The sequence below is a fragment of the Allobosea sp. genome (assembly GCF_030695125.1).
Lineage (GTDB): Bacteria > Pseudomonadota > Alphaproteobacteria > Rhizobiales > Beijerinckiaceae > Allobosea.
This window is the reverse complement of the sequence record NZ_JAUYTP010000058.1, coordinates 90,792-108,309: the sequence shown is the minus strand read 5'-3', so window position 1 is coordinate 108,309 and position 17,518 is coordinate 90,792. Positions and strand designations below refer to the sequence as shown.

The 17,518-nt window shown below is 67.6% G+C and carries 16 protein-coding genes and 1 pseudogene; 11 read left to right on the top strand and 6 right to left on the bottom strand.

Annotated features, from left to right (window positions below; genetic code table 11):
* Positions 1-337: pseudogene (locus Q8S38_RS18690) on the top strand (hypothetical protein); the annotation flags it as partial.
* 26 nt (positions 338-363) lie between these two features.
* Here the strand turns inward: Q8S38_RS18690 and Q8S38_RS18685 are convergent.
* On the bottom strand, positions 364-702 hold the full coding sequence (locus tag Q8S38_RS18685) for a globin domain-containing protein (protein ID WP_371125918.1): 339 nt from the start codon (positions 700-702) through the stop codon (positions 364-366).
* Positions 703-1,013: 311 nt separating this feature from the next.
* Between Q8S38_RS18685 and Q8S38_RS18680 the strand changes: the two genes are divergently transcribed.
* From Q8S38_RS18680 to Q8S38_RS18635, 10 genes are all read left to right on the top strand, one after another.
* Positions 1,014-2,243 carry a Zn-dependent hydrolase gene (locus Q8S38_RS18680; protein ID WP_305681851.1) on the top strand — a complete coding sequence of 410 codons (1,230 nt, stop codon included), beginning with the start codon at positions 1,014-1,016 and terminating at the stop codon, positions 2,241-2,243.
* Positions 2,244-2,288: 45 nt separating this feature from the next.
* The gene (locus Q8S38_RS18675) at positions 2,289-3,701 is read left to right on the top strand and encodes an amidase (protein ID WP_305681850.1); all 1,413 of its coding nucleotides are present in this window, start codon (positions 2,289-2,291) and stop codon (positions 3,699-3,701) included.
* Positions 3,702-3,980: 279 nt separating this feature from the next.
* Positions 3,981-5,582: an ABC transporter substrate-binding protein gene (locus Q8S38_RS18670; RefSeq protein WP_305681849.1), complete on the top strand. Its 1,602-nt coding sequence runs from the start codon at positions 3,981-3,983 to the stop codon at positions 5,580-5,582.
* A 154-nt stretch (positions 5,583-5,736) separates the two neighbouring features.
* Positions 5,737-6,678: an ABC transporter permease gene (locus Q8S38_RS18665; RefSeq protein ID WP_305681848.1), complete on the top strand. Its 942-nt coding sequence runs from the start codon at positions 5,737-5,739 to the stop codon at positions 6,676-6,678.
* 2 nt (positions 6,679-6,680) lie between these two features.
* Positions 6,681-7,589, top strand: coding sequence for an ABC transporter permease (locus tag Q8S38_RS18660; protein WP_371125917.1), 909 nt, complete (start codon positions 6,681-6,683; stop codon positions 7,587-7,589).
* Positions 7,590-7,605: 16 nt separating this feature from the next.
* A complete protein-coding gene (locus Q8S38_RS18655; RefSeq protein WP_371125916.1) occupies positions 7,606-8,547 on the top strand; it encodes an N-carbamoyl-D-amino-acid hydrolase in 942 nt (313 codons plus the stop codon).
* Positions 8,548-8,713: 166 nt separating this feature from the next.
* Positions 8,714-9,877, top strand: a complete 1,164-nt coding sequence (locus tag Q8S38_RS18650; RefSeq protein WP_305681846.1) for an amidohydrolase/deacetylase family metallohydrolase — start codon at positions 8,714-8,716, stop codon at positions 9,875-9,877.
* 142 nt (positions 9,878-10,019) lie between these two features.
* Complete coding sequence (locus Q8S38_RS18645; protein ID WP_305681845.1) at positions 10,020-10,535, top strand: GNAT family N-acetyltransferase; 516 nt, start codon at positions 10,020-10,022, stop codon at positions 10,533-10,535.
* A complete protein-coding gene (locus Q8S38_RS18640) occupies positions 10,532-10,990 on the top strand; it encodes a RidA family protein (RefSeq protein WP_267519543.1) in 459 nt (152 codons plus the stop codon). The genes Q8S38_RS18645 and Q8S38_RS18640 overlap by 4 nt, the downstream gene beginning before the upstream one ends.
* Positions 10,990-12,078, top strand: coding sequence for a D-TA family PLP-dependent enzyme (locus tag Q8S38_RS18635; protein WP_305681844.1), 1,089 nt, complete (start codon positions 10,990-10,992; stop codon positions 12,076-12,078). The genes Q8S38_RS18640 and Q8S38_RS18635 overlap by 1 nt, the downstream gene beginning before the upstream one ends.
* Before the next feature lie 11 nt (positions 12,079-12,089).
* On the opposite strand, the gene Q8S38_RS18630 is transcribed toward Q8S38_RS18635, so the two are convergent.
* The 5 genes from Q8S38_RS18630 to Q8S38_RS18610 all read right to left on the bottom strand — a co-directional run bounded on the left by Q8S38_RS18630 (position 12,090) and on the right by Q8S38_RS18610 (position 17,326).
* The gene (locus Q8S38_RS18630) at positions 12,090-12,704 is read right to left on the bottom strand and encodes a hypothetical protein (protein WP_305681843.1); all 615 of its coding nucleotides are present in this window, start codon (positions 12,702-12,704) and stop codon (positions 12,090-12,092) included.
* Between the two features lie 83 nt (positions 12,705-12,787).
* Positions 12,788-13,516, bottom strand: coding sequence for a DUF1028 domain-containing protein (locus Q8S38_RS18625; RefSeq protein ID WP_305681842.1), 729 nt, complete (start codon positions 13,514-13,516; stop codon positions 12,788-12,790).
* 166 nt (positions 13,517-13,682) lie between these two features.
* The gene (locus tag Q8S38_RS18620; RefSeq protein WP_305681841.1) at positions 13,683-15,482 is read right to left on the bottom strand and encodes a gamma-glutamyltransferase family protein; all 1,800 of its coding nucleotides are present in this window, start codon (positions 15,480-15,482) and stop codon (positions 13,683-13,685) included.
* 15 nt (positions 15,483-15,497) lie between these two features.
* Positions 15,498-16,382, bottom strand: a complete 885-nt coding sequence (locus tag Q8S38_RS18615; RefSeq protein WP_305681840.1) for an ABC transporter permease — start codon at positions 16,380-16,382, stop codon at positions 15,498-15,500.
* Positions 16,382-17,326, bottom strand: coding sequence for an ABC transporter permease (locus Q8S38_RS18610; RefSeq protein ID WP_305681839.1), 945 nt, complete (start codon positions 17,324-17,326; stop codon positions 16,382-16,384). Before Q8S38_RS18610 ends, Q8S38_RS18615 begins: the two co-directional genes overlap by 1 nt.
* Positions 17,327-17,518: the final 192 nt, after the last annotated feature.

Below are 17,518 nucleotides of genomic sequence, written 5' to 3'. Positions count from 1 at the left end.
CGAGATGAGCCAGGCGGTCGCGCATCTCGACGAGATGACGCAGCAGAACGCGGCGCTCTCCGAGCAGAGCGCGGCCTCGGCCGGCTCGCTGTCGGGCCGCATCGCCCAGCTCAACGACCTCGTCGCCGCCTTCAAGACGGGCCCTGATGGCGCCCGCAGCGCCGGTTCCACCCCGGCGACCGAGCCCGCGCGGCTGCGCCAGCTCGCCGAGGCCGCCTTCGTCCAGAAGGCCGCCCCCGCACCCCGCATGGCGGCGCCCGCCCCGCGCCCGGCGCCCGCTCCCGCCAGGAAGGTCGCCAACAGCCGCGCCGGCGATACGGGCTGGGAAGAGTTCTAGGCCGCACCCTCGAGGCGGGCCGCAGCTCAGGCGTTGCGGCCCGCCTCCATCATGATCCCAGCCATGTCGTTATAGAGCGTCGTCCAGGCGTCCTCATGCTGCGGGGTGAAGGCTGGCCCGAGCGAGAAGCGCAAGGTCCAGATCAGGGCCAGGCCGATCTGATCATAATGCCGCTCCTCGACACCGTAGCCCCGATGGGCGCGCCCGAGCTTTCGCAGCAGCAGCGTCAGTCCTTGCGGGTCGTGCAGCATGGCCATGGCCACGGCGAGGAACTCCATCAGCGCAGTGCGCTGGACCGCAAGATCATCCTTGAACAGCGGCCGCACCTCGGGTGCGATCTCGAACAGTCGTTCGTAGAACAGCACCGCCGTTTCGGTCTTCCGACGGTGAAGATGGGCGAAACTGTCTCTGATGAGGGCGATTTCGGCCTTGGTTATGGCGTCGCCCTCCTTGGTTCAAGCGCCCGGTCGGACCGCGAGAGAGGATCGCCTCCATCTCGTCCGCCAGCACACAAAATCGATGCCGATGCGCCGCCTCCGGTGACATAGACAACACGCAGGCATCGTAGGAATCGACAGGCTTATCGTTGCCCGACTATGCAGGACGAACCTTGTCCGAAGGTGGCCTGCCATCGCGCCGCCTCGCAAGGTCTGGAATGGCTGGGGAGGAGACGCCGATGAGCAGCAATCTGAGGATCGACGGCGTCAGGCTGGCGTCGCGGCTCACGGCGCTGTCGCGCATCGGCGCAACCCCGGAGGGCGGTTGCCGTCGCCTCGCGCTCAGCGACGAGGATCGGCAGGGGCGCGACTGGCTCGTCGCGGAACTGACGGCGCTCGGCCTGACGGTGAAGATCGACGCGATCGGCAACATCGTCGGCATCCTGAAGGGCCGGGAGGACGGGCCTGCCGTCATCATGGGCTCGCATATCGACACGGTCGGCACCGGCGGTCGCTTCGACGGGGCGCTCGGCGTCGTCGCCGGCGTCGAGGTGCTGGCGACCTTGCGCGATGCCGGCCTGACGCCCAAACGCGACATGGCGGTGATCGCCTTCACCAACGAGGAGGGCGCCCGCTTTCACCCCGACATGCTTGGCTCCTATGTCTGGGCCGGCGGCATGAGCGTGGCGGCGGCCCATGCCGAGCTGGACGCAGAGGGCGCGGTGCTCGGCGCGGAGCTGAAGAGGATCGGCTATGAGGGCCCCGAGCAGCCGGGCTTCCTGCCCGCCCATGCCTATCTCGAACTGCACATCGAGCAGGGGCCGGTGCTGGAGAGCGAAGGTGGCGGGCTGGGCGCGGTCACCGGCATCCAGGCGATCTGTTGGCTCGAACTGACCCTGACGGGCCGCCCCAGCCATGCCGGCACCACGCCCATGGTCTATCGCAAGGACCCGGGGCTGGCCGGGGCGCGCCTCAACATCTTCGCCCATGAACTGACCAAGACCATCCCCGGCCAGCTCGCCAATTGCGGCGTCATCCGCGTCCAGCCGGCCAATGTGAATGTCGTGCCCGAAACGGTCGTGATGACGCTCGACCTGCGCAACCCCAGCGATGAAGCGCTGGCGCAGGCGGAAGCCGCGGTCCGGGCCTACTGCGCCGAGCTGTCCGCCCGCGATGGAATCGAGATCGCGATCCGGGATCTCGCCCGCTTTCCGGCGACGCCCTTCACCGAAGCCTTGATCTCGGCCGTCGAGGGCAGTGCGGCGGAACTGGGATTGCCGATCCGCCGCATGATCTCGGGCGCGGGCCACGATGCGCAGATGATGTCGCGCCTCTGCCCCACCGCCATGGTCTTCATCCCCTCGATCGGGGGGCTCTCGCACAACCCGGCCGAATTCAGCACGGATGAGGACATCGCCTCCGGCGCCAATGTCCTGTTGAATGCGGCCTGGCGCGTGGCGAACGCGTGAGCCCGATGGCGGGACGTTCTCGAACGACGCAGACAGGATAAGCCCATGACGACGATCTCCTCGCTTTCCGCCGCCGAGCTGGGCCCGCTTTACGCCAGCCGCGAACTCTCCCCGGTCGAGGTCGCCAAGGACGCGCTCGAGCGGATCGAGCGCTTCGAGCCGCAGATCAACGCCTTCGTCGTGCGCGACGCCGAGGTCACGCTCGCCATGGCGCAGTCGTCCCAAGCCCGCTGGCTCAAGGGCGAGCCGCTGGGCCCGCTGGACGGCGTGCCGGTCACCATCAAGGACAATATCGGCGTCGCCGGCTGGCCGATGCGGCGCGGCTCGGCCATGGCGTCTGATGCGGCCTTTGCAGAGGATGCCCCGGCCGCGGCGCGGCTGCGCGAGGCCGGCACGGTCTTCCTCGGCAAGACGACGATGCCGGAATATGGCTGGAAGGGCGTAGGCGATTCGCCGCTGTCGGGCATCACCCGCAACCCCTGGGACCTCGCGACGGGCCCCGGCGGCTCCTCGGCCGGCGCGGCCTCCTGCGCGGCGCTCAACCTGGGCTGCATCCATATCGGCACCGACGGCGCCGGATCGGTGCGCATCCCCGCGGCCTTCACCGGCGTGGTCGGCTTGAAGCCCACCTATGGCCGAATCCCGGCCTGGCCGGTCTCGACCATGGGCTTCCTCGCCCATCTCGGCCCGCTGACCCGCACCGTCGCCGATTGTGCGCTCGCGATGAACGCCATCGGCCAGCCCGACATCCGCGACATGACCGCGATGATCGACCGCGCCCCCGATTATGTCGACGGGCTGAAGGGCGGCGTGAAGGGCTTGCGCCTGGCCTGGTCGCCGACGCTCGGCGGCTCGGTGCCGGTCGATTCCGAGATCGCCGCCCTGACCCGCGCCGCGGCGATGGCGTTCGAGGATCTGGGCGCCACCGTCGAGGAGGTCGATCCGGGCTTCGAGGATCCCATCGAGACGCTGATGACGATCTGGTCGGCAGGCGCAGCCCTCGCCTTGCGCAGCGCCGGTCCAGCCGAGCGGGCGCGGATGGACCCGGGCCTCGTCGCTGTCGCCGAGCAGGGCGAGCGCGTCACCGGCGCGGCCTATGTCGATGCGCTGCTGAACCAGCGCAATGCGCTTGCGCACAAGATGGCGCAATTTCATGCACGCTTCGACCTGCTGCTGACGCCGACCCTGCCGCTGCCCGCCTTCGCGGTCGGGATGAACACACCCGGTCATGGCGCCTATGGCGCGGACTGGACGCGCTGGACGCCCTTCACCTACCCGTTCAACATCACGCAGGCTCCGGCCATATCGCTGCCCTGCGGGCTGACCGGCGCGGGTCTGCCGGCCGGCCTCCAGCTGGTCGGCGCCTTCGGGCGCGACGCGCTGGTGTTGCGGGCGGCGGCCGCCTTCGAGGCCGCGCGGCCCTTCGCCCGGATCGACGCGCCGGTCGGCTCGGCCTGAGGCGCTCTCGCCGATTGGGAACGCCTGCCGATGAGGCAGGCGTCTGAGGGCCCTGTTCCCGAGTGTCCTCGCGAATCGACGAAAAAAAAATCTGCGGGCCGAAACGGCCTTTCGCGCCCCAATCCTGCCGAAACGACAACCAGTTCCGTTTGGCACGAAGCGTGCAAGCGGTCCGCCGCCTGCGGATGGCCGGTCAGACGAGTTGTCACGGCAGATTTTTCTGCCCAAACTCGCGCCAAGGTCGCCCGTCTAGAGGTTGCCGTTTCAGGGGAGAGATCGATGGACCGCAGAACATTTCTGAAGACCGCCGCCGGGACGGGCGCGCTCGCCGCCGCCGGTGGCCTGGCCATGCCCGCCCTCGCGCAGGGGGCCGCCGGGGCGAAGACGCTGCGCTTCGTGCCTCAGGCCAACCTCGCCAATTTCGACCCGATCTGGGGCACGCAATATGTCGTGCGCAATGCCGCGCTCCTGGTCTGGGATACGCTGTACGGCATCGACTCGAAGTTCCAGCCACAGCGCCAGATGGTCGAAACCGAGACGGTGTCCGCCGACGGCCTGACCTGGACCTTCAAGCTGCGCGACGGCCTCAAGTTCCATGACGGCGCGCCGGTGACGGCCAAGGACGTCGTCCAGAGCCTCAAGCGCTGGCAGGCCCGCGACCCGATGGGTCTGATGATCAAGGCGATCGAGGTCGAGCTCGCGCCGGTCGACGACATGAGCTGGAAATGGGTCCTCAACAAGCCCTATCCGAAGATGCTGCTGGCGCTAGGCAAGAACAACGCGCCCTGCACCTTCATCATGCCCGAGCGCATCGCCAAGACCGATCCGTTCACGCAGATCACCGAATACATCGGCTCCGGGCCGATGAAGTTCGTCCGCAACGAATGGGTCCCGGGCGCCAAGGCGGTGTTCGAGAAATTTGCCGACTACAAGCCCCGCTCCGAGAAGCCCGACTGGCTCTCCGGCGGCAAGGTCATGAATTTCGACCGCATCGAATGGGTGATCATGCCCGACCCGGCGACGGCCGCGGCTGCGCTGCAGAACGGCGAGGTCGATTGGTGGGAGACCCCGCTGTCGGATCTCGTTCCCGTTCTCAGGAAGAACGCCAACGTCAATGTCGATATCGGCGATCCGCTGGGCAACATCGGCGCCTTCCGCATGAACCACCTCCACCCGCCCTTCAACAATGTGAAGGTGCGCCAGGCGGTCATGACGGCGCTGAACCAGGAAGACTACATGCGCTCGATCATCGGCGACGATGACAAGCTCTGGAAGGAGATGGGCGGGTTCTTCACGCCGGGCACGCCGCTCTACACGGAGGAGGGCGGCGCTGCGATGAAGGCCAAGAACGTGGCGGCCGCCAAGAAGCTGCTCGCGGAATCCGGCTACAAGGACGAGCCGGTGATCTGCGTCGTCGCGCAGGACATGGCCGCCACCAAGTCGATGGGCGATGTCACGGCCGAACTGCTCAAGAGCATCGGCATGAAGGTCGATTTCGTCGCCACCGACTGGGGCACCGTCGGCGCCCGCCGCGCCCAGAAGACGCCGCCCGGCCAGGGCGGCTGGAGCATGTTCCACACCTGGCATGCCGGCGCCGACTGCGTGAACCCGTCTTCCTACACGGCCGTGCGCGCCAATGGCGACAAGGCCTGGTTCGGCTGGCCCGACGTTCCCGCCGTCGAGACGGAGGTCGTCAACTGGTTCGCCGCCAAGGACATGGCGGAGGAGAAGGTCGCGATGGGCCGCCTCAACAAGGCCGCCGTCGAGAACGTCGTCTTCTGCCCGACGGGCTTCTACCTCGGCTACCAGGCCTGGCGGAAGAACGTCTCGGGCGTGACCAGCGGGCCCTTCCCTGTGCTCTGGGGCGTGTCGAAGGCCTGATCGGTACGACCCAGGGGGGGCAGTCGCCCCCCGCAATCGTCGGGGACCGCGCGCATCGGGCGCGCGGCCTTCCCGGTCTTCGCCTCGCCGCCGGCCCTCTTGGGCCGGCGCCATCGGATTTCCGACGTCGATCGACAAAGGGCGCCCAGCTGTAATGTTAGCCTTCATCGTCAGACGGATCATCACGACCATCCCTGTGATGGCCTTCGTGGCCCTGTTCGTCTTCTCCCTGCTCTACATCGCGCCGGGCGATCCGGCCGCCGTCATCGCCGGCGACCAGGCCTCGCCGGCCGATGTCGAGAAGATTCGCGCCAGCCTCGGGCTGGACCGGCCCTATCTCGTGCGCTTTGCCGAATGGTCGTTCCGCGTCCTGCAGGGCGACCTCGGTACCTCAATCTTCACCTCGCTGCCGGTGACGCAGCTGATCGCGCAGCGCATCGAGCCGACCCTGTCGCTGATGGTGCTGACGCTGATCTTCGCCGTGACCATCGCCGTGCCAATGGGGGTCATCGCCGCCTGGAAGGCCGGAACCTGGATCGACCGCTGCGCCATGGCGTTTGCGGTCTTCGGCTTCTCGGTGCCGGTCTTCGTCGTCGGCTATCTGCTCGCCTATGTCTTCGCGCTCCAGCTCGATTGGGTGCCCGTGCAAGGCTACACGCCGCTGTCGCAGGGTTTCTGGCCCTGGTTCAGGAACCTGATCCTGCCCTCGATGACGCTCGGCCTGGTCTATATCGCGCTGATAGCGCGCATCACCCGGGCCACCATGCTCGAGGTGCTGCAGCAGGACTATGTCCGGACCGCGCAGGCCAAGGGCGTCGGCCAGCGCGAGGTGCTGTTTCTTCACGCGCTGAAGAATGCGGCCGTGCCGATCGTCACGATCATCGGCATCGGCATCGCGCTGCTCATCGGCGGCGCGGTCGTGACCGAGAGCGTCTTCGCCATTCCCGGTCTCGGGCGGCTGACGGTGGATGCCATCCTGAGGCGCGACTATCCGGTCATCCAGGGCGTCGTCTTGATGTTCAGCCTGGTCTACGTGCTGGTGAACCTGATCATCGACCTGACCTACACGATCGTCGATCCGAGGATACGCTATTGACGTTGCAGAGCTCCCTCCCGGCGCCCGCAGAGCTGGCGGCGTCGCCCGAGCCCGGCATCGCGCCGCTGCCCGGTCGTTTCACCCGGTTTCGGCGCTATCTGCGCCGTCACCCCGCCGTCGCGATCGGCGGCTTCCTGCTCGTCCTGATGGCGCTGATCGGCATCTTCGCGCCGCTGCTCTGGACGGTGGACCCCACGACGATCGCGACGTCGCGGCGCACCCGCGTGCCCTCCGAACTCTACTGGTTCGGCACCGACATGCTCGGCCGCGACATCTATTCGCGCGTCGTCTACGGCGCGCGGGTCTCGCTGGTCGTCGGCTTCAGCGTGGCCATCCTGTCCTCGGTGATCGGGCTCGCGATCGGCCTCTTCGCCGGTTTCGTGCGCTGGGCGGACGGCATCGTCATGCGGATCATCGACGGCATGATGTCGATTCCGCCGATCCTGCTCGCCATCGCCCTGATGGCACTGACCCGCGGCTCGATCCAGAACGTCATCATCGCGATCACGATCGCCGAGATCCCGCGCGTCGCGCGTCTGGTGCGCGGCGTCGTTTTGTCCCTGCGCGAGCAGCCCTATGTCGAGGCGGCGATCTCCAACGGTGCCCGCACGCCGCGCATCATCTTCCGTCACATCCTGCCCAACACCTTCGCCCCGATGAGCGTCCAGGCGACCTATATCTGCGCCAGCGCCATGATCATCGAGGCGATCCTGTCCTTCATCGGCGCGGGCATCCCGCCGGCCACGCCCTCCTGGGGCAACATCATGGCCGAAGGGCGGGCGCTCTGGCAGGTCAGGCCGCACATCATCCTGTTCCCGGCGATCTTCCTGTCGATCACCGTGCTCGCGGTGAATCTCCTGGGTGACGGCCTGCGTGACTCGCTCGACCCGAGGCTTGCCAAGGCGCTGTGATGCCTGTTGCGGAGAGATGCCTGTGAGCCGAATCCTGACCATCGCCGCAGCCCAGCTCGGCCCGATCCAGCGCGACGAGAGCCGGGCGTCGGCCGTCGCCCGGATGATCGACCTGATGCGCCAGGCGAAGGCCCATGGCGCCGACCTCGTCGTCTATCCGGAAGCGGCGCTGACCGCTTTCTTCCCGCATTGGTGGATCGAGGACGAGGACGAGATCGACAGCCATTTCGAGAGCGCGATGCCCTCCAACGAGACCGCACCGCTCTTCGAGGAGGCCAAGCGCCTCGGGATCGGCTTCCATCTCGGCTATTGCGAACTCGCCCAGGAGGGCGGCCGCAAGCGGCGCTTCAACACGGCGATCCTCGTCGACAAATCAGGCGCGATCGTCGGCAAGTACCGCAAGATCCATCTGCCGGGCCATCCCGAGCATCGCCCAGAAGCCCCCTTCCAGAATCTCGAAAAACGCTATTTCGAGACGGGCGATCTCGGCTGGCCGGTCTGGCGAACGATGGACGCCCATATCGGCATGATGATCTGCAACGACCGCCGCTGGCCCGAGAGCTATCGCACGATGGGTCTGCAGGATGTCGAGCTGATCGTGCTCGGCTACAACACTCCCAAGCACAATCCGCCGGCGCCCGACCATGACCGGCTCGGCAATTTCCACAACCAGCTCGTGATGCAGGCGGGCGCCTACCAGAACGCCACCTGGGTCGTCGGCGTCGCCAAGGCGGGGCTGGAGGCCGGCGTCGACCAGATCGGCGGCACCTGCATTATCGCCCCGACCGGCGAGGTTGTGGCGCAAGCGGTGACGGAGGGCGACGAACTCGTGGTTGCCCGCTGCGATATGGATCTCGGCAAGAGCTACAAGGCCTCGACCTTCAACTTCGCCCGGCATCGCGAGCCGCAGGCCTATGGCCTCATCGTCGAGCGCAAGGGTGCGGTCGAGCCGGCGTGAACGTTCGACCTCCGGCTCCGTCATTCCGGACAAGCGGCGAAGCCGCGCTGATCCGGAAGCCATCGAAGGGCGCTGGCGCTCTAGGATGGATGCCGGGCCTCTGCTTCGCTGCGCCCGGAATGACGGCGTCTGATTCTGAATTCAATATTGAAGGCGAGGAAGCTCCATGACCCACGATCTCATCCTCAAGGGCGGTCGCGTCATCGACCCCTCGCAGAAGCATGACGGCATCCTCGACGTCGCCTTTACCGGCGGCAAGGTCTCCGGCTTCGGCAAGGACCTGAAGGGCGCCAAGGAGATCCGCGACGTCTCCGGCTACATCGTCACGCCCGGCCTGATCGACCTGCACACCCATGTCTACTGGGGCGGCACCTCGCTGGGCATCGACGCCGACGAGTTCTGCCGGGCCTCGGGCGTCACCACCTCGGTCGACACCGGCTCGGCCGGGCCGGGCAACTGGCCGGGCTTTCGCAAGCACGTCATCGAGAAGAGCCAGGCCCGCATCCTCGCCTATCTCCATGTCAGCCACGCCGGCATCTACGGCTTCGACCACCGCGTCATGGTCGGCGAGAGCCGCGACATGGCGATGATGAACCCGATCGACTGCGCCGAGGTCGCCGACAAGAACCGCGACCTGATCGTCGGCATCAAGGTCCGCGTCGGCCTGCACGCCTCGGGCGACCAGGGCACCGCCCCGCTCAACGTCGCGCTGCAGGTCGCCAACGAGGTCGGCATGCCCCTGATGTGCCATATCGACCATCCGCCGCCCTCCTATGAGGAGGTGGTGAACATGCTGCGGCCGGGCGACGTGCTCACCCACGCCTTCCGGCCCTTCCCGAATGCCCCCTGCACGGCGCAGGGCACGGTCAAGCCGGAGGTTCTGGCCGCCCGCAAGCGCGGCGTCCTCTTCGACATCGGCCACGGCAAGGGCTCGTTCTCCTTCAAGACGACGCGCGCCATGCTCGCCAACGGCTTCCAGCCGGACGTGATCTCGTCCGACGTGCACAAGCTCTGCATCGATGGCCCGGCCTATGACCAGGTCACGACCATGTCGAAGTTCCTGCTGATGGGGATGAGCCTGAACGACGTCGTCGCCGCCTCGACCGTGAACGCGGCCATGGCGCTGAAGCGCCCGGAATATGGCTCGCTCAAGGTCGGCTCGCTCGGCGACGCGACGATCCTGACGGTGAAGGAAGGCAAGTTCGACTATGCCGACGTCACCGGCGAGCACATGACCGGCGACCGCAAGATCGTCTCCGAGGGCGTCGTGCTCAAGGGCGCCTGGTGGCATCCGAAGCGGACGAACAAGTTCAGGAAGGTCGCGGGCTGAGAGCCCCGGATCGTCATGCTCGGGCGAAGACCCGAGCATCTCCTTCAGGAGGTTCTCGGGTCTGCGCTTCGCTTCGCCCGAGAATGACGCCCTCGGTCTCAAGGCTTGGGCTTATCGCATGGCTCAACCAACCTGGCGTCCCATGACCGCGACCGACCTGCCGGCTGTGCTGGCGGTCGCAGGCGTGGTGCATCCGGCTTACCCGGAAGACGAGGCGGTCTTCGCCGAGCGGCTACGGCTATGCCCCGGCGGCTGCCTCGTGCTGGAGGGTGCAGACGGCCCGATCGGCTATGTCATCGCCCACCCTTGGCAGCGCGCCGCGCCGCCGGCCCTGAACAGCCTGCTGGGCGAACTGCCGTCGCAGGCCGGCTGCTTCTACATCCACGATCTCGCGCTCCTGCCGCAGGCACGTGGCAGCGGGGCCGGGGGCGTCGTCGTCGCGAAACTCGCTGAGATCGCGGCCCGTGCCGGCCTGCCGCGCCTCGCGCTGGTCGCGATCGACGGCTCGTCCGGCTTCTGGCGGCGGCAGGGCTTTCGCGCGGTGCATGAGCCTGCCCTTGCGGAGAAGCTCGCCAGCTATGACGATGCCGCCCGCTATATGGAGCGCGTGCTCCACCCAGAACACCAAACGACCGAAGAGGGACGAACGACACCATGAGCGCCGAGCAGAAACTGAAGGATCTGGGCCTGGAGCTGCCCGCGATGGTGGCGCCGATGGCCAATTATGTGCGCTTCAAGAAGGCCGGCGATCTCGTCTTCCTCTCGGGGCAGGGCCCGCGCAACCCAGACGGCTCGATCCCCAACGGCAAGGTCGGCAAGGAGTTCACCACGCAGCAGGCCTATGACTTCGCCCGCAATACGGGCTTAGGCCTGCTGGCGGCGATGAAGGAGGCCGCCGGCTCGCTCGACAAGGTCGAGGTCATCAAGCTGCTCGGCATGGTCAACGCGGTGCCGGAGTATGGCGACCAGCCCAAGGTCATCAATGGCTGCTCGGACCTGCTCGTCGCCGTGCTCGGCGAGAACGGGCGCCATGCCCGCTCGGCCGTCGGCATGGGCTCGCTTCCGGGCAACATGCCGGTCGAGATCGAAGTCATCATCAAGGTGCTGCCGTGATGGCTGCCGACCACGAAGCCTTGAAGGCCGAGATCGCGCGGGCCTATGGCACGCCGGCGGTGGTGATCGACCTCGACAAGGTCGAGGCCAACATCGCCCGCCTCCAGGCCGTCTGCGATGCCAAGGGCGTCGCCAACCGCCCGCATATCAAGACGCATAAATCGCCCGAGCTCGCCCGCCTCCAGATCGAGGCCGGCGCGCGCGGCATCACCTGCCAGAAGCTCGGCGAGGCCGAGGTGATGGCCGATGGCGGCATCGACGACATCCTGATCAGCTACAACATCCTCGGCGAGCAGAAGCTCGGCCGCCTCGGCCATCTCCAGCGCCGCGTCCGGATGATCGTCGCCGCCGACAACCCCGTGACCATCGCCGGCCTGCCTCAGGCGGCGGAGATCGCCGGGCGCGACCTCGAGGTCGTCATCGAATGCGACACCGGCCGCCAGCGCGCCGGCGTCGAGACACCCGCCGAGGCGCTCGAACTGGCGAAGCTGATCGCGGGCTCGAAGGGGCTGCGCTTCGCCGGCTTCCTGATGTATCCGCCGGAGGATGGCTGGGCGCGCACGCAAACGTTCCTGGACACCGCCAATGCGGGCCTGCGCGCCGCAGGGCTCGAGGCAAGCATCGTCTCGACCGGCGGCTCCCCGAACATTCCCCATATCGGCGAGCTCAAGGGCGCGACCGAGCACCGCGCGGGAACCTCGATCTTCAACGATCGCATGCAGGTCGCGGCCGGCGTGGCGAGCCTGGAAGAGTGCGCGCTGACCGTCTACGCCACGGTGGTCAGCCGGGCGGGCCCCGAGCGCGGCATCCTCGATTCGGGCTCCAAGACGCTGACGAGCGACACCGGCGGCCTGGATGGCCACGGCCTCATCCTCGAATACCCCGCCGCCCGCATCGCGAAATTCGCTGAGGAGCATGGCTTTCTCGACCTGGCGGCCTGCAACGACCGGCCCAGGGTCGGCGAGGTCGTGCGCGTGGTGCCCAACCATGTCTGCGTCGTCGTCAACATGGTCGATCGTCTGGTGACCGTGCGCGGTGACAGGCTGATCGGCGAACTGCCGGTCGCGGCCCGTGGCAAGCTGAGCTGAGGCGCCCGTCCTCAGTTCTGCCGGATCTTCGAGCCCCGCATCACCACGTCGGACGAGGCCTTGGCGTTGATCTTGCCGCTCGCGATGATGCTGACGTCGCGGCCGCGAAGATCGACGGAGCCGTCCTTCTTCATCGCGAGCGAGGCACCGCCCGTGGCCATCGCGGCGCTGTCGGCGGCCGTGATCGCCAGCGTCTTGCCGACGCTGACGGTCATGCCCGCTCCGGCGCTCATCGCCATCTCCTTGCCTGCGGTGATGGCGAGGTTCTGTCTGCTGTTGATATCGCAGCCCACTGCTGCGCTGACGCTGAAGCTGCCCGTTGTTTCGAACGAGGCCTCGTGGCTACGGACGCGCAGGCGATTGCCGACGACCATGGTGGCACAATTGCCCGCGGTTAATTTCAGATCGTGTTGGCCTGTCATCGTCAAATCGAAGCCAGCGGTCATCGTCATCGCGTAGCCTGCGTTCAGCACGATGTTCGTTCCGCCATTAAGCGTTAACGAATTTTGCGCTCTGATGACGACATTGCCGCCGCGATCCGCCGAAATCGCTTGCATCAGGGTTGCAACCTGCGCCTCGAGCGTGGCGACGCGTTGCTGAAGGGCTTCGATGTTCGGATCGGCCATTGCATTTCCCGCTCGTCGACATGACAGGGTGACGACAGGTCAGCCTATCATGCGTCCACCGCGCCGAGAATGCGTTTGGCCGGTCACGCCTCCGGATGCCGCGCATTCCACGCCTGCGCATAAGTCGTGCAGAGCCGGTCGAGTTCGTCGCGGTCGGTGACGCCGGCCGGGCGCGAGCGCGAGGGCGAAGCCTGCTGGAACGGGACATAGCGCTGATGCGCGATCCGCCAGAGCCGGCGCAGCTCCGCCAGCGGGTCGGCATGGTCGTCGACGCGGATGTCGAAGCTCGGCACCGGCTCGCCCGACCAGATCCGGATCGCGGCCGATTGCCGGCCGCGCTTGTCGCCGCCCGCCTTTTCGCCAGCCTCGAGCGCGACCAGCAGCCGCTCGTCGAAATCGAGCGCTGAGGATGCGATATAGGCCTTGAGCGTCTGCTGGATCACTTCGGGGCCGCTCAGCATGTTGCCGGCGACCGAGACCTGCGGCCCGTCGACCGCCCCGCACCAGTCGATGCAGGCCGCGCCCGTATGGGCCGCGATCTTGCCCTCGCGGTCGATCAGGTGAAGCTGGCGGTGGGCGCGGCCCTCATCGGCGGCGATCAATGTCGCGATGATCTCGACCGCCGAGCGCCCCTCCTGCAGCAGCCGCAAGCCGTCGACGCCGTAGAGCGGATTGACGAAGGCCTGGGTCGCGATCGCCCCGATGCGCCCGCCGCCATAGGGCACGCGCGAGCCGACCGCGAAGGCGCAGGTCGAGACGGCGACGCCATAAGCGCCGGTGGCGGCGTCGCGTGCGACGATGGACCAGGTCATGCGGTATCCTTCCAATCGAAGAGGTTGACCTCGGCCTCATCCTGAGGAGCGCCGGAAGGCGCGTCGCGAAGGATGCTCAAGAGCGATCCGGAGCCTCCGGGAGCATCCTTCGAGACGCCGCTTCGCGGCTCCTCGGGATGAGGGCTTGAGGTGAACCGCCGGTCGCTCAGCGGCCGGCCGCGTAGGCCTGCATCAGACGCGGCGTCGCGGCGGCGCGCAAGAGGCCGTCTGCACCCTTCTCGGCCGCCGTCAGCCGCCCGATCGTCCAGGCCGGCGACCGCTCGAGCTTGTGGCCGCGGCGGACGAGGTCGGCGAGCACGCTTTCGCCAATGCTCTCCTCCACCGCCAGATGCCCGAGATTCGCCTCGCGCGGATAGAAGGTCGAGGGGAAGTGCTGGGTGTGGAACAGCGGCAGGTCGATCGCCTCCTGCAGGTTGAGCCCGTGATGGACGCGGCGCAGGAACAGGCCGAGCTGCCACTGCTCCTGCTGGTCGCCGCCCGGCGTGCCGAAGACGAGGCGTGGCTCGCCGTTCTCGAAGGCCAGCGAGGGGGTCAGCGTCGTGCGCGGCCGCTTCAGCGGGGCGAGCGAGGAGGGCAGCCCCTGTTCCAGGAAGAAGGCCTGCGCGCGCGCGTTGAGCGGAAAGCCGAGCGCGGGGATCACCGGCGAGGACTGGAACCAGCCGCCCGAGGGCGTCGCCGCGATCATGTTGCCCCATTTGTCGATGACGTCGATATGGACGGTGTCGCCGCGTCGGCCGGCGGCGACCATCGAGGCGGTGGTCGGCTCGCCGACCGTCGCGTCGCTCTTGCCGGCCTGGCCGGCATAACGCACGCTCGCCATGGCACGCGCGACCTGCGCCTCGAAGCCGGCGACCATGCCCGGCCGCAGTTCCTGCGAGGCGGTGTCGGTGATCAGGTTGCGGCGGCCGCGGGCATAATCCTCCGACAGCAGCGTCGCCAGCGGGACCTTCACGAAGTCGGGGTCGCCGTAATAGGCCTCGCGATCGGCGAAGGCGAGCTTCATCGCCTCGGCGACATGGTGGACGAAGGCGGCGCTGTCGGGCCCCATTCCGGCGATGTCGAGGCCTTCGAGGATCTTCAGCGTCTGCAGGAAGACCGGGCCCTGGCCCCAGGGACCGATCTTGAAGACCTCCCAGCCATGATAGGTCACACTCGCCGGCGTCTCGTAGGTCGGCTGCCAGCGCGCCATGTCGTCGGCGGTCAGCAGGCCCTTGTGGCGGCGACCGGAGGAATCGAGCGCCTCGGTCGTGCGGCAGAAGGCGTCCATCGCCTCGGCGACGAAGCCCTTGTACCAGGCATCGTAGGCCGCCTGGATCTGCTTCTCGCGGCTGCCGCCGGCGGCCTCCGCCTCGCTCAGGATGCGCTTGTAGGTGTCCGCGGCGCCCTGGTTCCGGAACAGCGCCTTGGCCTTGGGCACCTGCCCGCCGGGCAGATAGACCGCGCCCGAGGTCGGCCAGTCATTGGTGAACAGGTCGGTGAGCCCGGCGATCGTGTCCGAGACGCGCGGCAGCATCGGGTGGCCGTTCTCGAAATAACCGATCGCGGGCTCCAGCACCTCGCGCAGGGACAAAAGCCCGTGGTCGCGCAGCAGCGTCATCCAGCCGCCGAAGGCGCCGGGCACGACGGCTGCGAGCAGGCCCGAGCCCGGCACGAGGTCGAGACCGAGCGCCTTGAAGGCCTCGATGGTGGCCGCCTGGGGCGCATTGCCCTGCCCGCAGATGACCTCGACCTTCTTCGTCTTGGCCGAATAGAACACCGCCGGCATTTCGCCAGCCGGCCCGACGAGATGGGGCTCGACGACCTGGAGCACGAAGGCGGCCGCCGCGCAGGCGTCGAAGGCGTTGCCGCCCTTTTCCAGCATCGCCATGCCCGTCGCCGTGGCGAGCCAATGCGTCGAGGTGCAGACACCGAAGGTGCCGAGGATTTCCGGGCGGGTGGTGAACATGGGTGGTCCCTGGGCTCAGTTTTCTTTTGGGTCGAGGACGTCGCGTAAGCCATCGCCGAGCAGGTTGAAGCCCAGCACGGCGAGGAAGATGCAGATGCCGGGCGCGACAGACATCCACGGCGCCTGCTCCATGAAGTTCTTGGCGACGTTGAGCATCTGGCCCCAGGACGGGGCGGGCGGCTGCTGGCCCAGCCCGAGGAAGGACAAGGCCGCCTCGAGGATGATAGCCTGCGCCATGAACAGGGTCGATTGCACGACCACCGGCGACAGGATGTTGGGCAGGATGTGGCGGACCACGATGCGCAGGTCGCGCGCCCCGACGGCCCGGGCGCCTTCGACGAAATCCTCCGCCTTGACGCTCATCACCTGCGCCCGCACCAGCCGCACGAAGACCGGCACCGCCGAGAGCCCGATCGCGATCATCGCATTGGTCAGGGACGGGCCGAGCACGGCCGCGAACGCGATCGCCAGGATCAGGAAGGGGCAGGCCAGCATCGCCTCGGTGACCCGCGAGATACCCGCATCGACCCAGCCGCCATACCACCCCGCCAGCAGCCCGAACGGGATGCCGATGGCGAGCGCGATCATGACCGACATGATGCCCGCCAGGAGCGAGGCCTGCGCGCCGTAGAACAGCCGCGAGACCAGGTCGCGCCCGAGCTCGTCGGTTCCGAACCAGTAGAGCTCCGAGGGCGGCTTGCGGATGGCCAGGAAGTTCGACTTCAGCGGGTCGGCCAGCGGCAGCAGCGGCGCCAGCACCGCCATCAGCACGAAGGCCAGCACGATCGCGCCGCCGATCAGGGCCGAGCGATTGCGCGCCAGCCTCGCCAGCACGCTGGGCCGGGGGCGGAAGGAGGGCTCTGCCGGGGCGGGTGGGGCCGCTGTTGCGGTCGCGGTCATCACTGTTCCCTCAGCCGCGGATTGACCAGGATGTAGAGCACGTCCGCGAGCAGGTTCATCAGGATGAAGCCGATCGCCGTACACAGGACGACGCCTTGAACGACGCCATAATCGCGGTTGAACACGGCATCGACGATCAGCTTGCCGAAGCCGGGTATGGTGAAGACCTGTTCGGTAAGGACCGCGCCCGCCAGCAATTCGCCGAACAGGATCGTCGTCAGCGTGATGATCGGCACCAGCGCGTTGCGCAGCGCATGCCGGTTGACGACCGCGTCCTCGTCGAGGCCCTTGGCGCGGGCGGTGCGGACATAGTCGGAGCGCAGCACCTCGAGCATCGCGGATCGCGTGTGGCGCATCAGGAAGGCGGCAAGCCCCGAGCCGAGCACGAAGGCCGGCATGATCAGCCGCTCGATCGCGCCGATCGGGTCGCTGAAGAACGGCTCGTAGCCCGAGGCCGGCAGCCATTGCAGCTCGACCGAGACCACCAGGATCAGCATGATCCCCAGCCAGAAATTAGGGATCGACAGGCCCGACAGGGCGAGCGCGCTGACGGAATAATCGACGGCCGTGTCCTTGCGCCTTGCCGCAAGGATCCCGGCGGGAATGCCGATGCCGATCGCGACGATCATCGAGGCGATGGCGAGCTGCAGGGTCACCGGCAGCTTCTGCAGGATCAGCCCCAGGACGGGTTCGCCGGTGCGCAGCGAACGGCCGAAATCGCCCTGCACCACTTGGCCGAGCCAGGCGAAGAACTGGACGACGACGGGATCGTCCATGCGGTAGATCGCGCGCAGGCGCGCGATCACCTCCGGGTCGCGCTCCTCCCCGGCGATGACGAGGAACGGATCGCCCGGCAGCGCGCGCTGCAGGGCGAACACGAACAGCGACACCAGAAACAGCGTCGGCAGCGCGATCAGAAGGCGGCGGCCGATCAGCGCGAGCATGGCTTGCCCGGAACCACTTCGTCATCCTGGACAAGCCGCCCTCGGGTCCGGCCTTTGGCCGGCCCAAGGACAGGCTCCGCGGCGCAGCTCCGGGATCCATCATCGCGCTCGGTCGGTGCCCTGCAATGGATCCCGGGACGACCTTCGGTCGCCCAGGATGACGGCGTTGGTGAGATCATGGGCACAGACGAT

What these genes read in the sequence shown, in the direction of transcription:
- Q8S38_RS18680 (WP_305681851.1), top strand. Translation starts at nt 1,014, where the DNA reads ATGAGCAGCAATCTGAGGATCGACGGCGTCAGGCTGGCGTCGCGGCTC.
- Q8S38_RS18675 (WP_305681850.1), top strand. Translation starts at nt 2,289, where the DNA reads ATGACGACGATCTCCTCGCTTTCCGCCGCCGAGCTGGGCCCGCTTTAC.
- Q8S38_RS18670 (WP_305681849.1), top strand. Translation starts at nt 3,981, where the DNA reads ATGGACCGCAGAACATTTCTGAAGACCGCCGCCGGGACGGGCGCGCTC.
- Q8S38_RS18665 (WP_305681848.1), top strand. Translation starts at nt 5,737, where the DNA reads ATGTTAGCCTTCATCGTCAGACGGATCATCACGACCATCCCTGTGATG.
- Q8S38_RS18655 (WP_371125916.1), top strand. Translation starts at nt 7,606, where the DNA reads ATGCCTGTGAGCCGAATCCTGACCATCGCCGCAGCCCAGCTCGGCCCG.
- Q8S38_RS18650 (WP_305681846.1), top strand. Translation starts at nt 8,714, where the DNA reads ATGACCCACGATCTCATCCTCAAGGGCGGTCGCGTCATCGACCCCTCG.
- Q8S38_RS18645 (WP_305681845.1), top strand. Translation starts at nt 10,020, where the DNA reads ATGACCGCGACCGACCTGCCGGCTGTGCTGGCGGTCGCAGGCGTGGTG.
- Q8S38_RS18640 (WP_267519543.1), top strand. Translation starts at nt 10,532, where the DNA reads ATGAGCGCCGAGCAGAAACTGAAGGATCTGGGCCTGGAGCTGCCCGCG.
- Q8S38_RS18635 (WP_305681844.1), top strand. Translation starts at nt 10,990, where the DNA reads ATGGCTGCCGACCACGAAGCCTTGAAGGCCGAGATCGCGCGGGCCTAT.
- Q8S38_RS18630 (WP_305681843.1), bottom strand. Translation starts at nt 12,704, where the DNA reads ATGGCCGATCCGAACATCGAAGCCCTTCAGCAACGCGTCGCCACGCTC.
- Q8S38_RS18625 (WP_305681842.1), bottom strand. Translation starts at nt 13,516, where the DNA reads ATGACCTGGTCCATCGTCGCACGCGACGCCGCCACCGGCGCTTATGGC.
- Q8S38_RS18620 (WP_305681841.1), bottom strand. Translation starts at nt 15,482, where the DNA reads ATGTTCACCACCCGCCCGGAAATCCTCGGCACCTTCGGTGTCTGCACC.
- Q8S38_RS18615 (WP_305681840.1), bottom strand. Translation starts at nt 16,382, where the DNA reads ATGACCGCGACCGCAACAGCGGCCCCACCCGCCCCGGCAGAGCCCTCC.
- Q8S38_RS18610 (WP_305681839.1), bottom strand. Translation starts at nt 17,326, where the DNA reads ATGCTCGCGCTGATCGGCCGCCGCCTTCTGATCGCGCTGCCGACGCTG.